Annotated in this window: 20 protein-coding genes; 10 read left to right on the top strand and 10 right to left on the bottom strand. The window is 50.5% G+C overall.

What is annotated here, in order from left to right:
- Positions 1 to 73: 73 nt before the first annotated feature.
- The 4 genes from ACOQPM_RS26465 (at position 74) to rpsU (ending at position 2,367) form a co-directional block, all read left to right on the top strand.
- Entirely contained in the window at positions 74 to 451 is a 378-nt protein-coding gene (locus ACOQPM_RS26465) for a response regulator (protein WP_420631396.1), read from the top strand.
- Positions 452 to 577: 126 nt separating this feature from the next.
- On the top strand, positions 578 to 1,390 hold the full coding sequence (locus ACOQPM_RS26470; RefSeq protein WP_420631397.1) for a UbiA family prenyltransferase: 813 nt from the start codon (positions 578 to 580) through the stop codon (positions 1,388 to 1,390).
- A gap of 24 nt (positions 1,391 to 1,414) precedes the next feature.
- A complete protein-coding gene (locus tag ACOQPM_RS26475) occupies positions 1,415 to 2,050 on the top strand; it encodes a deoxynucleoside kinase (protein ID WP_420631398.1) in 636 nt (211 codons plus the stop codon).
- Positions 2,051 to 2,163: 113 nt separating this feature from the next.
- Positions 2,164 to 2,367 carry a 30S ribosomal protein S21 gene (gene rpsU / locus ACOQPM_RS26480; RefSeq protein ID WP_420631399.1) on the top strand — a complete coding sequence of 68 codons (204 nt, stop codon included), beginning with the start codon at positions 2,164 to 2,166 and terminating at the stop codon, positions 2,365 to 2,367.
- A gap of 127 nt (positions 2,368 to 2,494) precedes the next feature.
- Here the strand turns inward: rpsU and ACOQPM_RS26485 are convergent, their stop codons facing one another.
- Entirely contained in the window at positions 2,495 to 3,190 is a 696-nt protein-coding gene (locus ACOQPM_RS26485; RefSeq protein ID WP_420631400.1) for a sugar transferase, read from the bottom strand.
- Between the two features lie 431 nt (positions 3,191 to 3,621).
- Between ACOQPM_RS26485 and ACOQPM_RS26490 the strand changes: the two genes are divergently transcribed.
- Positions 3,622 to 4,266, top strand: coding sequence for a LysM peptidoglycan-binding domain-containing protein (locus ACOQPM_RS26490; protein ID WP_420631401.1), 645 nt, complete (start codon positions 3,622 to 3,624; stop codon positions 4,264 to 4,266).
- A 68-nt stretch (positions 4,267 to 4,334) separates the two neighbouring features.
- Here ACOQPM_RS26490 and ACOQPM_RS26495 read toward each other — a convergent pair whose 3' ends face one another.
- Both ACOQPM_RS26495 and ACOQPM_RS26500 read right to left on the bottom strand, forming a co-directional pair.
- On the bottom strand, positions 4,335 to 4,556 hold the full coding sequence (locus tag ACOQPM_RS26495; RefSeq protein ID WP_420631402.1) for a hypothetical protein: 222 nt from the start codon (positions 4,554 to 4,556) through the stop codon (positions 4,335 to 4,337).
- 27 nt (positions 4,557 to 4,583) lie between these two features.
- Entirely contained in the window at positions 4,584 to 4,817 is a 234-nt protein-coding gene (locus tag ACOQPM_RS26500; protein WP_420631403.1) for a hypothetical protein, read from the bottom strand.
- A 261-nt stretch (positions 4,818 to 5,078) separates the two neighbouring features.
- On the opposite strand from ACOQPM_RS26500, the gene ACOQPM_RS26505 reads away from it, so the two are divergent.
- Both ACOQPM_RS26505 and ACOQPM_RS26510 read left to right on the top strand, forming a co-directional pair.
- Positions 5,079 to 5,504: a hypothetical protein gene (locus ACOQPM_RS26505; protein WP_420631404.1), complete on the top strand. Its 426-nt coding sequence runs from the start codon at positions 5,079 to 5,081 to the stop codon at positions 5,502 to 5,504.
- A gap of 307 nt (positions 5,505 to 5,811) precedes the next feature.
- Positions 5,812 to 6,201: a LutC/YkgG family protein gene (locus ACOQPM_RS26510; RefSeq protein ID WP_420631405.1), complete on the top strand. Its 390-nt coding sequence runs from the start codon at positions 5,812 to 5,814 to the stop codon at positions 6,199 to 6,201.
- A gap of 93 nt (positions 6,202 to 6,294) precedes the next feature.
- Here ACOQPM_RS26510 and ACOQPM_RS26515 read toward each other — a convergent pair whose 3' ends face one another.
- The 7 genes from ACOQPM_RS26515 to ACOQPM_RS26545 form a co-directional block, all read right to left on the bottom strand.
- Complete coding sequence (locus ACOQPM_RS26515; RefSeq protein ID WP_420631406.1) at positions 6,295 to 6,603, bottom strand: hypothetical protein; 309 nt, start codon at positions 6,601 to 6,603, stop codon at positions 6,295 to 6,297.
- An 87-nt stretch (positions 6,604 to 6,690) separates the two neighbouring features.
- A complete protein-coding gene (locus tag ACOQPM_RS26520) occupies positions 6,691 to 7,191 on the bottom strand; it encodes an ester cyclase (RefSeq protein WP_420631407.1) in 501 nt (166 codons plus the stop codon).
- A 210-nt stretch (positions 7,192 to 7,401) separates the two neighbouring features.
- Positions 7,402 to 8,595 (bottom strand): ester cyclase, encoded by a 1,194-nt coding sequence (locus ACOQPM_RS26525; RefSeq protein ID WP_420631408.1) that lies wholly within the window; start codon positions 8,593 to 8,595, stop codon positions 7,402 to 7,404.
- A 104-nt stretch (positions 8,596 to 8,699) separates the two neighbouring features.
- The gene (locus tag ACOQPM_RS26530) at positions 8,700 to 9,707 is read right to left on the bottom strand and encodes a carbohydrate ABC transporter permease (protein ID WP_420631409.1); all 1,008 of its coding nucleotides are present in this window, start codon (positions 9,705 to 9,707) and stop codon (positions 8,700 to 8,702) included.
- A gap of 1 nt (position 9,708) precedes the next feature.
- Entirely contained in the window at positions 9,709 to 10,572 is an 864-nt protein-coding gene (locus ACOQPM_RS26535; protein ID WP_420631410.1) for a carbohydrate ABC transporter permease, read from the bottom strand.
- Between the two features lie 101 nt (positions 10,573 to 10,673).
- A complete protein-coding gene (locus ACOQPM_RS26540) occupies positions 10,674 to 12,155 on the bottom strand; it encodes an ABC transporter substrate-binding protein (RefSeq protein ID WP_420631411.1) in 1,482 nt (493 codons plus the stop codon).
- A gap of 26 nt (positions 12,156 to 12,181) precedes the next feature.
- On the bottom strand, positions 12,182 to 12,673 hold the full coding sequence (locus ACOQPM_RS26545) for an ester cyclase (protein ID WP_420631412.1): 492 nt from the start codon (positions 12,671 to 12,673) through the stop codon (positions 12,182 to 12,184).
- Between the two features lie 496 nt (positions 12,674 to 13,169).
- On the opposite strand from ACOQPM_RS26545, the gene ilvE reads away from it, so the two are divergent.
- The 3 genes from ilvE (at position 13,170) to ACOQPM_RS26560 (ending at position 16,011) form a co-directional block, all read left to right on the top strand.
- A complete protein-coding gene (gene ilvE, locus ACOQPM_RS26550) occupies positions 13,170 to 14,072 on the top strand; it encodes a branched-chain-amino-acid transaminase (protein ID WP_420631413.1) in 903 nt (300 codons plus the stop codon).
- Between the two features lie 74 nt (positions 14,073 to 14,146).
- On the top strand, positions 14,147 to 14,878 hold the full coding sequence (locus tag ACOQPM_RS26555) for a FadR/GntR family transcriptional regulator (RefSeq protein WP_420631414.1): 732 nt from the start codon (positions 14,147 to 14,149) through the stop codon (positions 14,876 to 14,878).
- Positions 14,879 to 15,027: 149 nt separating this feature from the next.
- Positions 15,028 to 16,011 carry an ester cyclase gene (locus ACOQPM_RS26560; RefSeq protein WP_420631415.1) on the top strand — a complete coding sequence of 328 codons (984 nt, stop codon included), beginning with the start codon at positions 15,028 to 15,030 and terminating at the stop codon, positions 16,009 to 16,011.
- Positions 16,012 to 16,025 lie beyond the last annotated feature (14 nt).

The raw sequence follows: 16,025 nt of genomic DNA on the forward strand, positions 1-16,025 counted from the left end.
AATTGTCATATTTGTTTTATAGATTGAATCCCCATAGTTTTGGGTTTATTGATTTATGAAAAGGCAGATGATCATGGGATATTCCGTATTAGTTGTAGATGATGATCCAATGAAGCGACAGTTATTACGCTTAATATTGGAGCGTGCTGGCTTTGGCGTGAAGGAAGCTGCGGACGGGACAGAAGCGTTGCTAGTTCTGGATGGTTACGTACCAGATTTAATGACGTTGGATGTGATGATGCCCAAAATGAATGGCTTTGCCGTGTGTGAGCAGGTGCGCCAAAATCCCAAAACGGCCGAACTCCCCATCATCATCGTCAGCGCCAGAGCCGATGGAGGGAGTAGGCGGGAGGGATTAGCCGCAGGTGCCAATAGATATTTGCCTCAACCCGTAATGCCTGATAAATTGCTAAAAACAGTGGGTGAGCTGTTGCCACCTTTAGAAAATTAATCTGGCTCTTACTCACAAATTTTGCACCGAGCCAGCCAAAACCGAGCAACGTTTTGCATGGCTCAAGAGCAGAAGTGCCCAACAATTTCCCCCAGAATTGCTTATCTGAAATTAGTTTATAATCACATGGACGCCTGGCAAGTGACGCTGGTGGTGGCCACATTGCCGTTGTTTATTCACGACGCGATTCGCTGGGAAACGGCCGTTCTGGTTCTAGCAATCGGCGCGGGGTACTGGTTTGCCTTTGCCCTCAACGATTATTATGATGCCCCATTCGACGTTTTGGATAGTCAAAAAAAGAGCTGGAACTACTTTGTTCAGCAATCCGTTCCGGAGCAGAAACTCTTTCTTGTTTCCGCAGCGTTGTTGCTTGTTTTGGCCCAGGCTTATGCTCAATTTGGTTGGCGCGGTTGGCTCCTTTGGGGGATTAGCTGCTTCGTTGCCTGGGCGTATTCTGCTCCCCCAATCCGGCTGAAAAATCGGCCTGGCCTCGACTTATTGACGCATGCAATTTTTGTGCAAACATTTCCATACACGGTGAGCATGTGCCTCATTCGGGCTGCCTGGAGCTTGCTAGATTGGGCGTTGGTAGCCATCCTCTTTTTGGCCTCCTTAACAGCCCAACTTGAGCAACAAGCGCGCGATTTTGCAGTAGATGCCCGGAGTGGCAGCACATTTACCACAAAGGTCGGCAAGAAGCGTATTGTGATGGGGTTGCGGTTGGCAACGGCCGTTTGCATTATGATCGCTCTTATTTTTGTACTCAATGGGACAATGCCCTGGTATTCACTACCTTTTGGTTTCATAGGCTTGCCAGCCTTGCTGCATCGCTTTTGGCGCGCACCAGAAGCACCCCGTTCAGAAAAGCTGGTTATTTTGTCCACCACTGTTGGCTTTCTGTATACTGGATTTATTTTCTGTTACTTTCTCTTCTACTAGCCAAATCAACAAGGATTAAGCTCAATGCCAAAATATTTTATTACGATTGCAGGGAACATTGGGGTTGGTAAATCCACACTGGTGAACTTGCTGGCCAACCGTACAGGATGGGAACCAGTATACGAAGCCGTAACCGAAAACCCCTATTTGGCCGATTTTTACGAGGATATGAGTCGCTGGAGCTTTAATTCCCAAATATTTTTCCTATCTCGGCGATTGCGCCAACATCACTTTTTGCTCCAACGAGAAAATGCCATCATTCAAGATCGCAGCGTGTATGAAGATGCCGAAATTTTTGCTCGCAATTTGTACATGCAGGGTAACATGAGCCAGCGCGATTGGGCTTGCTACTACGACCTGTACCAAACGTTGGCGACAGTGTTAACGCCCCCCCATCTTGTTATTTATCTCAAGGCCTCTGTGCCTACATTGCGGCAGCGCATTGCCCAACGAGGCCGCGACTATGAGCAAAATATTGCCGAATCATATTTGATGCGGCTGAATGAGCTATATGAAGCATGGGCAGAAAATTTTGCACGGAGCGCAATGTTAACCATTGATACAAACAACTTAAATTATGTACGATACGAGGAACATTTAGACCAAATCTGGCAAAAAATTGACGAACGGTTGCAGGGACGGGACTTTTTGGCCTTGTAAGCAAAACGCTAAAATCATTTTGCGATTCTTACTGGAGAAGGTAAACTTAGGGGTGGTGCGAGGTTTGTTGCACCGAAGGTATCATTTTTAGATGAAATTGTCCCAAAAAGGGGGTGAGAACACTGCCAAAAGTTGAATTACGGTCAAACGAATCGCAAGAGCAGCTACTGCGCCGCTTTAACAAATCGGTTATCAAAAGCAAAGTGCTAGCTGATGTGCGTCGTAAGCGTTGGTTTGTTTCCAAAAGTGAGCTTCAACGTATCGAAAAGAAGAAAGCGGTTCGTCGGCAGCGCAAGGCACAACGGCAACGCCGGTAATCTTTGCACGAAATAAGAATATCCCCAAAAAGGCTTCCTTGTGACAAGGGAGCCTTTTTTGTTAAAAAGAAAACCTCCGCATTGCGGAGGTTTTCAGGTTGGGGAGGAATCAGGGAATTCGTTAAGTTTAATAGGCGCCGTCACCTTTCATGACGGCGGGAATGGTTTTGAACAGGATTTTGATGTCCAGGAAGACGGACCAGTTGTCAATGTATTGCATGTCTAGCTTTACGCGGTCATCGTAAGTGGTGTTGGAACGGCCGCTTACTTGCCACAAACCGGTTAAACCTGGCATCACGGTGAGCAATGTTTGTCCCCACTGACCGTACTTGGTAATTTCATCGGGAGCAATGATACGGGGGCCGATGATGGACATATCTTGTGCCAGTACGTTGAAGAGTTGGGGCAGCTCATCCAAGCTGAACTTGCGTAAGAAGGTGCCTACGCGGGTAACGCGAGGGTCGCACTTCAGCTTGTAGTTCTGGTTCAGCTCTGCCTTGAGCTTGGGATATTGTGCCAAAATCTCATCACCGTTGATGTACATGGTGCGGAACTTGAAGGCATCGAAGATACGGCCGTCTCGACCCAGTACACGCCGACGGTGAATAATGGGGCCTGGAGAATCCAGCTTGACTGCAATGGCAAGGATGAGAAACAGGGGCCAGATAAGCATCAGGGCTGGAATGACGATTGCATAGTCCAGTAAAGCTTTCAACCGACGGTTTGCTTGTTGTGCATTGCGTTGGGTAAGGGGCAGTCGAGTGATGGTAGCGCTTTTCTGGGTGGCTTGCTTTAATGTTGTCTTGGTGGCTACAGGTGTCATTCTTAATACCTCAATATTGTATCTACGGTGTTTTCCTTTACGCTCAAATCTAGAATATGATCTTATCCTTACAGCGTGCCTTATGCTTTCTTACGATAATTTTTTGGCCTTTTTATGCAAACCACAGAAAATATTTTGAAAATCGAAGCGCGATTTCTCTGTGGTTTGCTCAAGTAAAAGCCAAATTTGCACGCGACCTAATTAAAGATGCTTTTTGGCTTTTACATAAATTTTGCGATAAGATTAAACCACGAGTTTTGAGTGTTCCTACTTCTTTTTCTTTCTCACCTGAGATTTTCTGACACGAGATGGTGTCAGTTTGCCGAATCCTTGTAGATCGATTGATTTGTAGCCTGAAATAGCCATCGTCAACTGTGGCGATGTTGGGATGTAGCTTGCAAGGATTTACAACACACTTTAGAGGAGAGAAGATGATGAAGATTCATTTCGTTCGTGTTCCAGTTATATTTTTTTTGATGTTTAGCCTAATTTTGGTAACAAGCTGTCAGCAAGAAGAGGATCCCATTCCAGCTGCCCCACTATCGGTTGATCCGGTTGATAACCCAGAGGATACTACCATCATTGACCCACCTGTTGAACCTCCTGATGAATCGGCTGCTGTGCAAGAGGAGCCGGAAGAGAGTGGTGAAGAACCACCAGAAGAAGAGGTTGAGGATGAGCCAGCCCCTGTAGAAGAACCGCCGCCGTCTGACAATACAGATTTACCGGCCGTAGGCGCCACTGTTGAGCATCAGGTTCAGGTGGGTGATTGGTTAATGCAAATTGCTCGCTGTTATGGGGCAGATTATGCGGCCGTTCGTCGGGCAAATCCACAGCTAGCCAACCCAAATTGGATTAAACCAGGTGCGGTTATAACTGTGCCAAATGTAGGCAGCGAGGGCGAGGCACATGGCTCGCCGTGCGTAGCAGAATACACGGTTGCTTTGGGAGATACCTGGTTGGGCTTGGCGGATCAGTTCGGCACAACGGCCGTCATCCTGCGCCGAATAAATCCTGGACCTCTGTTGGCAGCAGATAAAATTATTGTGCCAGCCCATCCCACAGAAGCAGAGTAAGTTATAAAGCAGGACGGCCCTTGCGATACGGCCGTCCTGTTTTAGCTAAACTGAAACAGAATTGCAGATTATTGGGTATTGTCCAGGAAACTGATTATATCTGCTGTGACCTGGTTCCCGTCCAGTGGACCATTCCAGCGCATGACTTCTTCGCCGGCAGCATTAAGTAAGACATAAGTGGATCGAGTACGGATGGCGTACTCATCCATGTACAGCCGGGAGTCAGCAATATCAACGTCCAACAAGAAAAAGTCAATTTCCGCAGAAAAATCACGTTCTAGCCTATCCACGATAGGCGCATTCGCGCGTCAGGTGGATCACCAACTGGCGTAGACATTCAGTAGCTGGGGTCTCCCGGTTTGGCCAATGAGGGTGAGGTCACTGGTGTCTATGCTTACTTCTTCGGGCGGGGCTGTTGGGGGGACGGTGATGGTAGCGGTTTCTGGCGATTCAGTCGGCACCACAGCTTCTGCTGCCTGGTTATCGCTGCATGCTATGAGGAAAACGGCCGTGCTGCACAAAAGCAATAATAAAGTCCAAAGTCGTTTCATCAATCGCTCCTTTTTGAGAGGTTTTGCCTGATTATAAGGTGCAATTGCGGCGATAGAAAGAAATTGTTTGAGAGCCTTAATCTTCTGTGTAAAAGCCAAAAAGAATTCTATAGTTTGCACAATACAAAACTTTTTACGATCCGATTAAATGCTGCCAACAAACGGTAGAACAAACGATTGGGAGATATTCTCATTTCCAGAACCTGCTTGTTTCTTTGTAACTATTTTTTATATCGCACCCAGTGCAAAGGAGATGTTGAGATGAAGCGTTTTTCTGTTTTTGCTGTATTGGTTTTGGCAGCAATCTTTTTCGTGTCTATGGCCAGTGCCGATAGCGGTGGCTCTGGCAACTACTTTGTGGGATTGTGGGAGGGGGTAGATCCAAACGACGGCTCACGTCGCTCGGTTTCCATCAGCGACAATGACCGGGATGGTGTGTTTGATGTGTACCAGTATGACACATTCTGGACGCTGTGCGGGGATGACAAAGGCGTAACGGCCGGGTCTGCAGCCGTTGGCGCAGGTGGGGTCTTACATTTTGAGGGGACGCTGACGTGCCTTTCAACGGGAACAACCGTGCCATTTGCAGTTGATTATGAAGCATTCCGGTTCTCTGACACGTTGGTGGAGGTTCCACTGGGGGTACCATTGGCACCAGCCACGCTGCATCGGACTAGCAGCCGATAATACCCTCATAGTTTGCCAGTTTCGCGGGGGAAAACGGCCGTTCTCATTTTGGTGGGAACGGCCGTTTACTTTTTCTATCTAATGCAAATCACGCCAACTCAATAACTTTGCCGGGAAAATTTGAGCATCGCGAATGTTGAACGAAACGAAATTTCAAGCTTTTGGAATGCAGCTTGATAGCATACCACCCGTATAATTTTTGTATACGGCCTGTATACAGGCCGTATGTAGGAGTTAACAGGTGAAGAGAAGTAATGGATGAATTAGAGCGTTATCTTGTAAAACAGGCAAACGTATCGGTATTCCCGTGCCTGGTTTGGGGGAAGCGTTGGACAATGCCAACATCTCTTGCGTGGGGCAGGATAGCGATGTACGCGTGGGATTGACTGGTGTAGACGCGGCGTTGGCGGCGACGGGGAGCGTGGTGGTGATGAACGGAAACGGCCGTTCACGCACTGCTTCTCTTCTTCCCCCAATCCACATCGCCATCGTTACCACCAACCAAATTTTACCCGATTTAGAAAGCTGGTGGGCTTCCCAAAGATCTGCAAGCTTGGAACAAACCCGACAATACAGAAACATTGTAGTGATTACGGGGCCCAGCCGTACCGCCGACATTGCCATGCAGCTTGTCATGGGCATGCACGGTCCAAAGGTGCTGCATTTGCTGCTTCTCTCAAATTTGGAAGGAAGTTAACCAATGGACGGTAAATCTTTCAGGATGAGGTTTATGCACCTTGCCGAGATTGAGTGTAGATGCTTTTTTGCTCATTTTCTATCTACTACAATATTATTGCAGGTGTGTCACTCGCCACAGTTCAGTGCCTAAGTGTTCGTCAACCAACTCTTTGAATTTTTCGAGATAAGGCCCCATTTCCTCGGCCATTTCCTCCCATTCTTCCCAACCTTTTTGGAGATCGTCTAAGGATTCAAACTCCAACTCAAAGCAAAATGCGCGATATGGTTGCCCAACATAGGTAAAATAATGTCGCATTTTGGCTCGTGGAAATTTAAATTCCTTTGACCATTTTCCCAGCAATTCTTGTAATTCAAGATAACGCCCTTTTTTACATAGCACGGTTTGACGTTCTACAAACATGCTATTCTCCTTATTGTTGACCAGCAGAAAGAGGTGTGACTTGCCCATTCACCGGGAGCATTGCAGGCTCTTGCCAGCAATCGGGTATCAGTCCGTCTCCATCTCCACGCTGTCAAAGAACTCAGGTGGCTTGGAGCCGATGAATGCGAGTACCTTGTTAATGTCATAGCCCACTTGCTCCAGAAAGCCCAGGATGTCGAAAAGCACCCAGTTCAAATGCAGCTTATCCCCTTTGACTTGCCAGAAATCCATATAGCGCAACTTGATTGTTTTTCCGCTGGCGGGAATACCGAGCCAGTCCCCGGTGTGGGTGGCATACTCAAAGCCGTAGGCCGCTACATAGTCCCCTTCAGCGATTCGGATATCGTCGATGCATTCTTTGGAGCTAAAAGCCTTCTTGAAAGGTACGCGCAGTACTTTCTCGAACTCCTCGATGCCCCGCAAGGTGCCTATTCCCGCTGGCCCATCCCAGACCATGTCCTCGGTCCAAAACTCATCCATAATCCCGAACACGCCCGTGTTGAGGCCATCGTACATACGTGCGACCAGGTCTTTGTTTTTTTCTTCTTTATTTTTTTCTGCAGACATGAATCTCATCTCCTTCGGTATCAGATTGATAGATAGTCCCTCTTTGAAAAGGCAGCGAAGCCCTTTTCGTCTGAAAATCTTGCACAATATGCGAGAAGATCGCATCCGCGAAGGACGTCTAGGAACACGAAGAGGAAACCTTGGTGTGTTCTGGTCCTTCAAGAAACCAAAAATTCAGCTTGGTTCCGGCTTACCCAGATTATGGTCAAGCTAATCACGAAAGATTTGCTGCATGATGGCGAATTCGTTGAAAAGCATCCACTCTTCAACGATTATGCCATCCTTGATGTGGTGCTGGGTGATGCCCCACATATTGATACGCCGGCCGGTGGGTGGTCCGTAAATGCCCATGCCACGGTGCGTCCCGACGATGCTCCAACGAACCGAGGTCAGGTAGCCATCCTGAGCGTTGCCCATCCAATATATGTCGTCGATTTGATGCACTAAATCTGGGAACATCGCCATTATAGATAAGATGAACGATTTATACTCGCCCCGGCCATAGTACACACGACCAGTCGATCCCCGGAAGCGCAAAGTTGGTGCATAGGCGGCATCCACGTTACTCAACATGCGCCAGTTCCAGATGTAGTGGTAAGCGCGTCGAACAAAGTCTTCCACGTCAAAACCGTCCGACGCTTTAGGAGGCATATGCGGCGGCTTGCCCTGCCCTGGCAGGCGCTCCGGCTCGCCAAAGCGCATATCGTTCAGTCCATCCAGTTCGGTTTGGTTCCCAAACTCACGGGCTTTCTCACGCAGGTCGAAGCCGAGCTGGTGGATCAAGCTGGCGGTATCGTAGAGTACCCACTCTTCGAAGATTTCGTTCTCCAGGGCGATGCAGTTGGCGATGCACCACAACGTCACCTTTCTACCGGTCGGTGAGCCATACCGACTGTAGCCAGTGTTGTGCCCAATAAGAACTGCACGGTGTGAGGTATGAAAGCCTACTTCGTCGTCGCCCGCCCAGATGATTTCATCAGCATACCCGCGCACATTGGGAAAGGCGTTGATTGTGTGGATGGTGTCCGCGACGATCTTGTCCCGGCCGTATTGCAGGCCGGAATCATCGTAAACGTGAGAGTTGTGTTTGTAGGTATCGTAGATATAGCCAATGTCCTTTTCTTCCCAGATGCGGTGCGTAATGCGGACGATGTAGTCAATGATGTCAACGTAGGTGTCGTCAAAGCCCCGCATGCGCTGCATGCCCTCCGTAGCGGGGTTCAGCAACTGGCGATCAGTGCCTCCTTTTGTCGCCAAAGAGATAGCGAAGTCGTTTGGCATCAGCCGTGGCTCGCCCTTCGGTTTCAGAGTGTGCGAGTTGGCCTGCGCTTTAGAGGTACGTGTGGCAGACCCCTCATTTTTGGCTTGTTTCTGTTGGGTCTGATCCTTCTTTTTAGCTGTCATTTTAATTTCCTCCTTTTTCGAAAAAGGTGGCGAAGCCCTTTTTGTCAATGGGGCGCGGATTGGTCGCTCATGAACAGCATCCCTTGCAACCCCAGACGTCTGGCTCAGCCCTTCACTGCCCCGGCCGACAAGCCCTTCACCAGTTGCTTCTGGAAGAAGATAATCACCAATACGATCGGGATAGTGCTGGACACGGCCGCTGCAGCCTGCATCGCTATCTGACCCGTGACCTTCGCACCGCCGACAAACTGGACCATCGCCAACGGGAGTGTCCACTTTGACTGGGTGAGTATTCTCACCAACAAGAACTCGTGGTAGGCTAGCAACAGCGTGAACAGTGCCACCGCGACAATGCCCGGCCACATGATCGGGATGATCACTTTCAGGAACGCCTCGAGCCGGGAGGCGCCGTCGATCATGGCTGACTCCTCAATTTCGCGAGGTATATCCATGAAGAAGCTTCGCAACAACCAGATTGTGAACGGTTGGTTTACTGCCACCAGGGCAATAATCACCAGGAAGTAGGTGTCGTGAAGGCCACTTATCCTGCCCATCCAAAAGTAGGGAAGTAAGAATGCCAACCTGGGCAGGGCTCGAAAAGCGAGTGCCACGAGCAGTATGACCACGCCAGCTATCCCAGAGTAGCGCGCCAGCGCATAACCAGCAAGACAACCGATGCTGACCGAGATGGCGACCGCCCCCACGGCCACAATCAGCGAATTCACAAAGTAGTCATAGAACTCTGCCGTATCCACGATCTTGGGAATGCCCCAAATGATCGCGATCACAGCACCCAGGATACCGACGTAGATGAGCTTTCTCGGGATGGGCAGTCGTTCCGCAAAGACACCAAGGAGTACCAGGACGACGATTACGCCCATCAGACCGGTAGCGAGTACTGCGAGGTTGTCGGGGGTCGAGTCCAACCACAGGCGACCATAGCTCTCGAGGGTAGGTTCGAAAACAAACAGGGGAATGGGCGCGGCCGCCTGCCGCTGCGTCTTGAACGACTGGAGTGTTGTCCAGAGAAAGGGGACGAGGCTGTACAGCAGGAACAGTATTAGAAATACGTAGATGGCGAACCGGCCAATAGGATTCTTGATGGGCTGCATGTCAGCGCTCCTCGATCTGCTCGCGGTAGGTCATAATGAGAAAAGGGATGACCACCACGAAGATCCCGATCACCGTTAGGATGGCCATCGCGCTTCCCTTTCCCAAGCGCCCCACGGTCATCGCCACTTTGAAGTTATAGGTCAAGACGGAGTCAGCTTTGAAAATCGGATTCAGCTCAGTCAGGATGAAAACGCTGTCGAAGAGGCGGTAGAAATCCATGAGCGCGACTAGGGCCTCCAGCACGATCAATGACCTCAAGTGGGGAATAACAACGTAGCGGATCTGCTGTAACCTGTTGGCGCCATCGATTCCCGAAGCGTCAACCAACTCCTTGGGCAGCGTCTGCAGGCCGGCAAAAAAGATGAGCAGAGCAAACGGCGTGCTCACCCAGATCGTGTGCATTATGATAAGCGCCTTCACAGAGGGCTCTGTGAAGATAAAGCGCTGTCCAACGATCTCGCTGAAGAACCACGCAAACAAGCCGGCCGGCTCAAACAGTTGCCTGAACATGAGTGTCCCAACGACGGGGACCACGATCATGGGCATCAGCATCCCGGGCAGGAAGACGTCCCGCATCCGACCCTTTATCTGGTCGAGCAGCAACGCTACGACCAAACCGATTGTGATATGCACCGGGACACAGATCGCGGCGATCAGCAGCGTGAACTCGAGCGCCTGCCAGAACCGCACATCGGAAAGAACTTCCAGGTAGTTTGCGAGACCGACGAAATTTGGCGTGTCGAAGGTGCGAAAAGTGATGAAGTTAAGACCCAGCCAGACCGCCATCACCAGAGGCAAGGTCATAAGCGCAACCATCACGATGTTGCTCGGAGCAGTATACCTGAAGAACGTTCCTCGTTTCATAGCCCTTTCCCTTTCTTCGCGTCTTAGGTTTTGGCTCAGTTCGGAAGGAGGAGGTTGCGCCCGATAGACCAATCCGGGCGCAACCTTCATCATTGTGTTGACTAGGGAAGGAAGCCCTGAGCGGTTGCTTCGGTGATATACTCCTCGGCCGCTGCATCCAATGCCTCTTGCGGCGTCATTTCGCCAGTGCCTATGAATGGCAGCCAGTTCCAGAGGGCGGACTGAGCCAGGGCCACCGCCGGGTTGGGGTCATAGATGCCCACGCCATTGGCGATGGTCTCGTTGGCGGCCGCCGCATTGGGTACGCCTTGAGGGACTGACAATCGGGTCATGGATTGAATCTCCGCGCCCTCCTCTTGGCTCTGCCTATCCGTCGCCTCCATTATTACTCGGAAGACGAGATCTGGGTCAACCTCGCTCGTCACTGGAATGGTCCAGTAGTCGTGCCAGGCACTGCCTCCCAGCAGTCCCCCAGGGTTGGGAGCGGCCGCTGGTGCGGACTCAACTAGGCCGACTACATCCGACGTCTCAGGATCGTCAAAGATAGTACTTTGACTCCCCCAAGTGTGTATGAACGCGAGCGTACCAGTCGCCAGACCGTTCGCACTATCCTCGATACTATAGGTGAGGCCCTCGGGCCCCATGCAGGCGTCGATAACCTCTTTTATCTGGGTAGCGGCAGTGACACCCTCTGGGCCATTGAATGCCGGCGTGTTATCGTCGTTGAGGTAGTCTCCCCCGTAGGACCGGAGGAAGGAGAAGAACCTGAACTCCCACGCCCAGCCAGCATGCACTTGCATGGTGAATGGAAGAGTGATGCTGGGCTCATCCTTCAGGACCTCACACGCCGCGATCACCTCATCGTACGTAGTTGGCGGTTCTAGGTCATATTTCTCGAACAGGTCCGACCGGTAATAGAGGTGCAGCGTGTTGGACATAAACGGGATGCCGTAAACCTGGCCGTCAATGGTGGCGCCCTCCCAAGCCTTGGGCGAGTGGTCGTCCAGGTCGTACTCCTCACCGTACTTATCGATCAAATCGTTGAGTGGCAAGAGCCAGCCCGCCGAGCCCCACTCGACGAGCTCGGTATTGGACGCATGCACTATCTGGTACGGCGATTCGCCGCCCCCTGATAGCGCCAGGCGAACCTGTTCCGTTACGCTAACGAAGTCCAGGATCTGCGAGTTGACCTCAAGATTCTCCACGTCTTCACACTTCGCAAACTCGTCGGCATAGAAATGCGTAACGAGACCTGCCCAGGCAATGGTGTTGATGGTGGACGGAGACTCGGGTGCCTCGAGGTTACAAGCCGTGGGGTCGACGGAGACCTCAGTCGTAGCCTCGACTTCGACAGTCTCATCAACCGTCTCGGGTTCTGATGTGGGGCTACAGGCGGAGAGTACGATGGATAACACCAGCATGGTAGCGATTAACAATTTCCACAGATAGTTCTTGTTTGAGATAAACATCTCTTCCTTACCTCCTTTGTGCTTCTTGAGAAACAGACTACGGCCGTTCCTTTCAGGTATCGGTTGCAACCGTTGTTTTTGCTTTTCACCTCCTTCCCCCTTCACCGGGAGCATCGCAGGCTCTCGCCAGCCATCGGATATTAGTCCGTCTCCACGCCGTCAAAGAACTCAGGCGGCTTGGAGCCGATAAATGCGAGCACCTTGTCGATGTCGTAGCCTAATTGTTCCAAAAAGTCCAGGATGTCGATGAGCACCCAGTTCTCAGCCAGCTTGTCCCCCTTGACGTGCCAGAAATCCATGTAGCGTATCTTGACTGATTTTCCGCTGGCGGGAATACCGAGCCAGTCTCCGGTGTGGGTGGCATGCTGATAGCCGTGGGCGGCTACATAGTCTCCTTCAGCGATACGAATCTCGTCGCGGGCCACTTTGTCGGGAAAGGCATGGTTGAAGGGTCGCAGCGCCTCATCGAACTCCTCGACGCCGTGTAGGGTGCCGATACCCGCTGGACCGTACCAGCCCATGTCCTTGGTCCAAAACTCCGGCATAAGCCCGATCACGGTCTTGTTGAGGGCCTCATACATACGTGCGACCAGGTCTTTGTTTTTTTCTTCTTTGCTTTTTTCAGCAGACATTATTTCATCTCCTTCTTACCTATCAGTCTATCAGCCATCAGCTAGCTGCTAGCTGCTAGCTATTATCATTTTATACCTGAGTGTCCCTGTTCGGTCAAGCCATCCATTCTGGCGATCAGGGTTTTTGAGTAAAAAGAAAGGCTCAACTATGAAATGTGTGCAGCTTGTCTGGGTGTGACAGTCACATTGGCACACACTTTTCACCCATGAGCCAAAAGAAAAATACACAAAAAGCACTACCTTTGTTAAAAAGATTATCATCACAAAACCAAACCAAGTTGAGGTAGTGTGTGGGTTAACCTCTCGTCCATCTCAAAAAGCAACGGCTGAACAACTGCCTGACTGGATTAGGCTTGCCAGCACAATACGCTCACCAAAATGGATAGCTTGACCGAGCAGAGGCATTGGGTTACAACTGATAGCAGCTAGCTGCTAGCTGAGAGGAAAGATTGAAGTTACGACAGACGAGACAATAGCACACCCGGAGGTGAAAGGGATGAATATTGGAACAGGCAGTTCGGAGCGCCAGGTCTACGTTGGTGGGGAGTATGTTCCCGAAAACGAGGCTCGAATCTCTGTCTTTGACCATGTGGTGCTCTATGGTGACGCTGTGTTCGATACGGCCTGTGCCTGGGGTGGCAGGGTGTTCAAGCTGGACGAGCATGTGAATCGGCTGTTCGAATCCGCTCACGCGCTAAAGATTGAGATCCCTCTCGACAAAGAAGGCGTGAGGGAGGTCGTCCTTGAGATTATGAGGCGCAACAGGCTTGAAAATGCTTACATCAAGATACTTGTAACCCGCGGTGTAGGGCGAATGCCCTTGATGAGCCCCTACAACTGCACGCCGAATCTGATCGCCTTTGCCATCCCCTACATCAGCCTAATAGACAGTAACGTACAACAAGAAGGCATTCGGGCTGGAATATCATCGATGCGTAGGATTCCTTCAGAGTGCTTAGATTCAAAGATTAAGTGCACAAACTACTTGAATCACATCCTGATGCGTATGGAGGCAAATGAGGCAGGGCTCGACGAGGCGATCGAGCTTGACATTCACGGCTACGTAGCCGAGGCACCTGGCTACAATGTCTTCGCAGCGAAGAACGGAATCTTGTACACACCGGGTGAGAACATCCTCGTCGGTGTGACACGACAGACTGTTATAGAGCTGGCGGCAGAGGAAGGGATGAAAACCGAGGAGGCCAAGTTGACAGCCTTCGACCTTTACAACGCTGACGAGGTCTTCTTGACTAGTACAGCGGGAGGCATCTTTGCCGTCAGGGAAATAGATGGACGAATGATCGGTCGTGGTAAGCCAGGTTCGATCGTGCAAATGCTGAATCAGAAGTATGTAGAGCTTCTCGAAAGTGGTAAGCAAAGCACGCCTGTGTATTCGTGAGAGGGTTGAAAGTCAAAGCCAGGAACTCAAGTTACAAAGGCCGTGAGCGATTTTAGTGATGAGGATAAGTGAGCATGATATCAAATTCAAAGTCTCTAGCTAGGACTGGGCTCGTAGATCAGGCCGTAGATGCAATACTGGCAATGATTGCCGAGCAGGGATTAAAGCCTGGAGACTTTCTTCCATCGCAGGCAGATCTGATGCAGCAATTCGGGATTGGTCGTACCTCTCTCCGTGAGGCCATTCAGCGGCTAGTCGTCCTAGGTGCTGTCACCGTGACATCTGGCAAGAGGATGTCTGTTGGGCCAATGATACGAAGCAACCGACCTGCGACTGCTGCCGAACTTGAAGCCTCTCTAAGGCATGCGGCACTCCGAGAACTGACAGAGGTGCGCGACCTATTAGAACCTCAGGCTGCGGCACTCGCTGCCCAACGAATTACAGATGATTTGGTTCTTCGCCTTGAGAACATTGTTGACGAGATGAAGATGCCAAAGGACTCTGCTACCGACTTCCACCTGAACACACAGTTTCATGCGACAATCGCTGAGGCAACCCAGAATGAGGCTCTACAACACATTCTTAAGGTTGTCGCTGACATGCTAGCGCCACTGCAGGGCCATATGTATGAGCGAGCGCTAGAGAACTACAGGGCCGATCAGGAACACCTTCCTATTTTGCAGGCTCTAAAGGATCGCGACCCCGATAAGGCCAGAAAAGCCATGCATGATCACATCGGGATCTTTAGCAAATTTGTATCCAGCAATTATGCAACTCCTTCAAACAGTAAAATGGACTCCTCCTAATAATCCCGTGTGGTGAACCAGTTAGATGAGACCCTTTGATAGAAAGCTCAAGGCGGAGCGATGTATCACTATCAATCAGGATTGAAAATCTGTTCGAGAAAGGAAAACCCGACTAATCTCAAAAATCTTCTATTGGAAAGGAGTTCATCATGAGCATGCAAAATTTTGCTCCGGAATTTGAAACGCCAGAGCAATATATCGTCGATATTACCTACATCATTTGGGAAGAAGGGAACGTAGGACGCATTTATGATTGGTATGCGCCTGTTTGCCCGGTGCGGTCCCCGCATGGTGTCATGAACACGGTGGACGATATGGTCAATGAAACCTTAGAACAGATGCACGTATTCACCAACCGGCTGCCACTGGCCGATGATGTAATTATTGGCGATATGCTAAGCGGTTTCTACTCATCACATCGCGTTCGTTCAGTAGGAAGGCACATGGGAGACAGCGCGTTGGGCCCGGCAACCAAGCGCAATTTCCAAGGGTTAGGTATTGCCGACTGCGTGTGCCGCGATAACAGAATCGTGGAGGAATGGAAACTGCGTGACCACGCATCTTTTGTCCGGCAGCTTGGCTTCGATCCGGTGGCCTATGGCATTTCCCTTGGTAAGAACAATCCCCAAGCGTATGCCATTGGCAATGAAGCAATGCGCCATCGCTGGGCGGACGAAAATGGGTTGACTATCTTGGGCAATAAAGTCATTGCCAACCGTATGATCGACACGCATGACGCGCTGTGGAATGGGAAGCAATTCAACGTTGTGACTGAGCAATATGTGCCGGCAGTGCGGTTTGAAGGACCAGATAGGCTTCTTAGCTACGGCCGTGAATCCGTAAGCAACAGGGTCGCTAGCATGATGGCTTCTTTGCCAGACGGCCGTTTTGAGCCGCATCATCTCATCGTTCGCCAACAGGATGATCGGGCGGTTAGAGTCGCCATGCGCTGGACTTTTTGCGGCACCCACAGTGGAGATGGTCGGTTTGGCGCGCCAACAAACGCCCCTGTAGCCATCCTGGGGATCTCCCATTTTGAATTACATGATGGTTTGATTGCCAGTGAGTGGATGGTGGTGGATGAAACAGCGATTTACGCCCAAATTGCTGCGTATCAGGAGAGTAGAGAGTAGAAAGCGATTAATGC

It is taken from the genome of Candidatus Leptofilum sp. (assembly GCF_965223525.1).
Taxonomy (GTDB): domain Bacteria; phylum Chloroflexota; class Anaerolineae; order Promineifilales; family Promineifilaceae; genus Leptofilum.

Coding starts and splice junctions, on each gene's coding strand:
- ACOQPM_RS26465 (WP_420631396.1), top strand. CDS start 74: ATGGGATATTCCGTATTAGTTGTAGATGATGATCCAATGAAGCGACAG.
- ACOQPM_RS26470 (WP_420631397.1), top strand. CDS start 578: ATGGACGCCTGGCAAGTGACGCTGGTGGTGGCCACATTGCCGTTGTTT.
- ACOQPM_RS26475 (WP_420631398.1), top strand. CDS start 1,415: ATGCCAAAATATTTTATTACGATTGCAGGGAACATTGGGGTTGGTAAA.
- ACOQPM_RS26485 (WP_420631400.1), bottom strand. CDS start 3,190: ATGACACCTGTAGCCACCAAGACAACATTAAAGCAAGCCACCCAGAAA.
- ACOQPM_RS26490 (WP_420631401.1), top strand. CDS start 3,622: ATGATGAAGATTCATTTCGTTCGTGTTCCAGTTATATTTTTTTTGATG.
- ACOQPM_RS26500 (WP_420631403.1), bottom strand. CDS start 4,817: ATGAAACGACTTTGGACTTTATTATTGCTTTTGTGCAGCACGGCCGTT.
- ACOQPM_RS26505 (WP_420631404.1), top strand. CDS start 5,079: ATGAAGCGTTTTTCTGTTTTTGCTGTATTGGTTTTGGCAGCAATCTTT.
- ACOQPM_RS26515 (WP_420631406.1), bottom strand. CDS start 6,603: ATGTTTGTAGAACGTCAAACCGTGCTATGTAAAAAAGGGCGTTATCTT.
- ACOQPM_RS26520 (WP_420631407.1), bottom strand. CDS start 7,191: ATGTCTGCAGAAAAAAATAAAGAAGAAAAAAACAAAGACCTGGTCGCA.
- ACOQPM_RS26525 (WP_420631408.1), bottom strand. CDS start 8,595: ATGACAGCTAAAAAGAAGGATCAGACCCAACAGAAACAAGCCAAAAAT.
- ACOQPM_RS26530 (WP_420631409.1), bottom strand. CDS start 9,707: ATGCAGCCCATCAAGAATCCTATTGGCCGGTTCGCCATCTACGTATTT.
- ACOQPM_RS26535 (WP_420631410.1), bottom strand. CDS start 10,572: ATGAAACGAGGAACGTTCTTCAGGTATACTGCTCCGAGCAACATCGTG.
- ACOQPM_RS26540 (WP_420631411.1), bottom strand. CDS start 12,155: ATGCTCCCGGTGAAGGGGGAAGGAGGTGAAAAGCAAAAACAACGGTTG.
- ACOQPM_RS26545 (WP_420631412.1), bottom strand. CDS start 12,673: ATGTCTGCTGAAAAAAGCAAAGAAGAAAAAAACAAAGACCTGGTCGCA.
- ilvE (WP_420631413.1), top strand. CDS start 13,170: ATGAATATTGGAACAGGCAGTTCGGAGCGCCAGGTCTACGTTGGTGGG.
- ACOQPM_RS26555 (WP_420631414.1), top strand. CDS start 14,147: ATGATATCAAATTCAAAGTCTCTAGCTAGGACTGGGCTCGTAGATCAG.
- ACOQPM_RS26560 (WP_420631415.1), top strand. CDS start 15,028: ATGAGCATGCAAAATTTTGCTCCGGAATTTGAAACGCCAGAGCAATAT.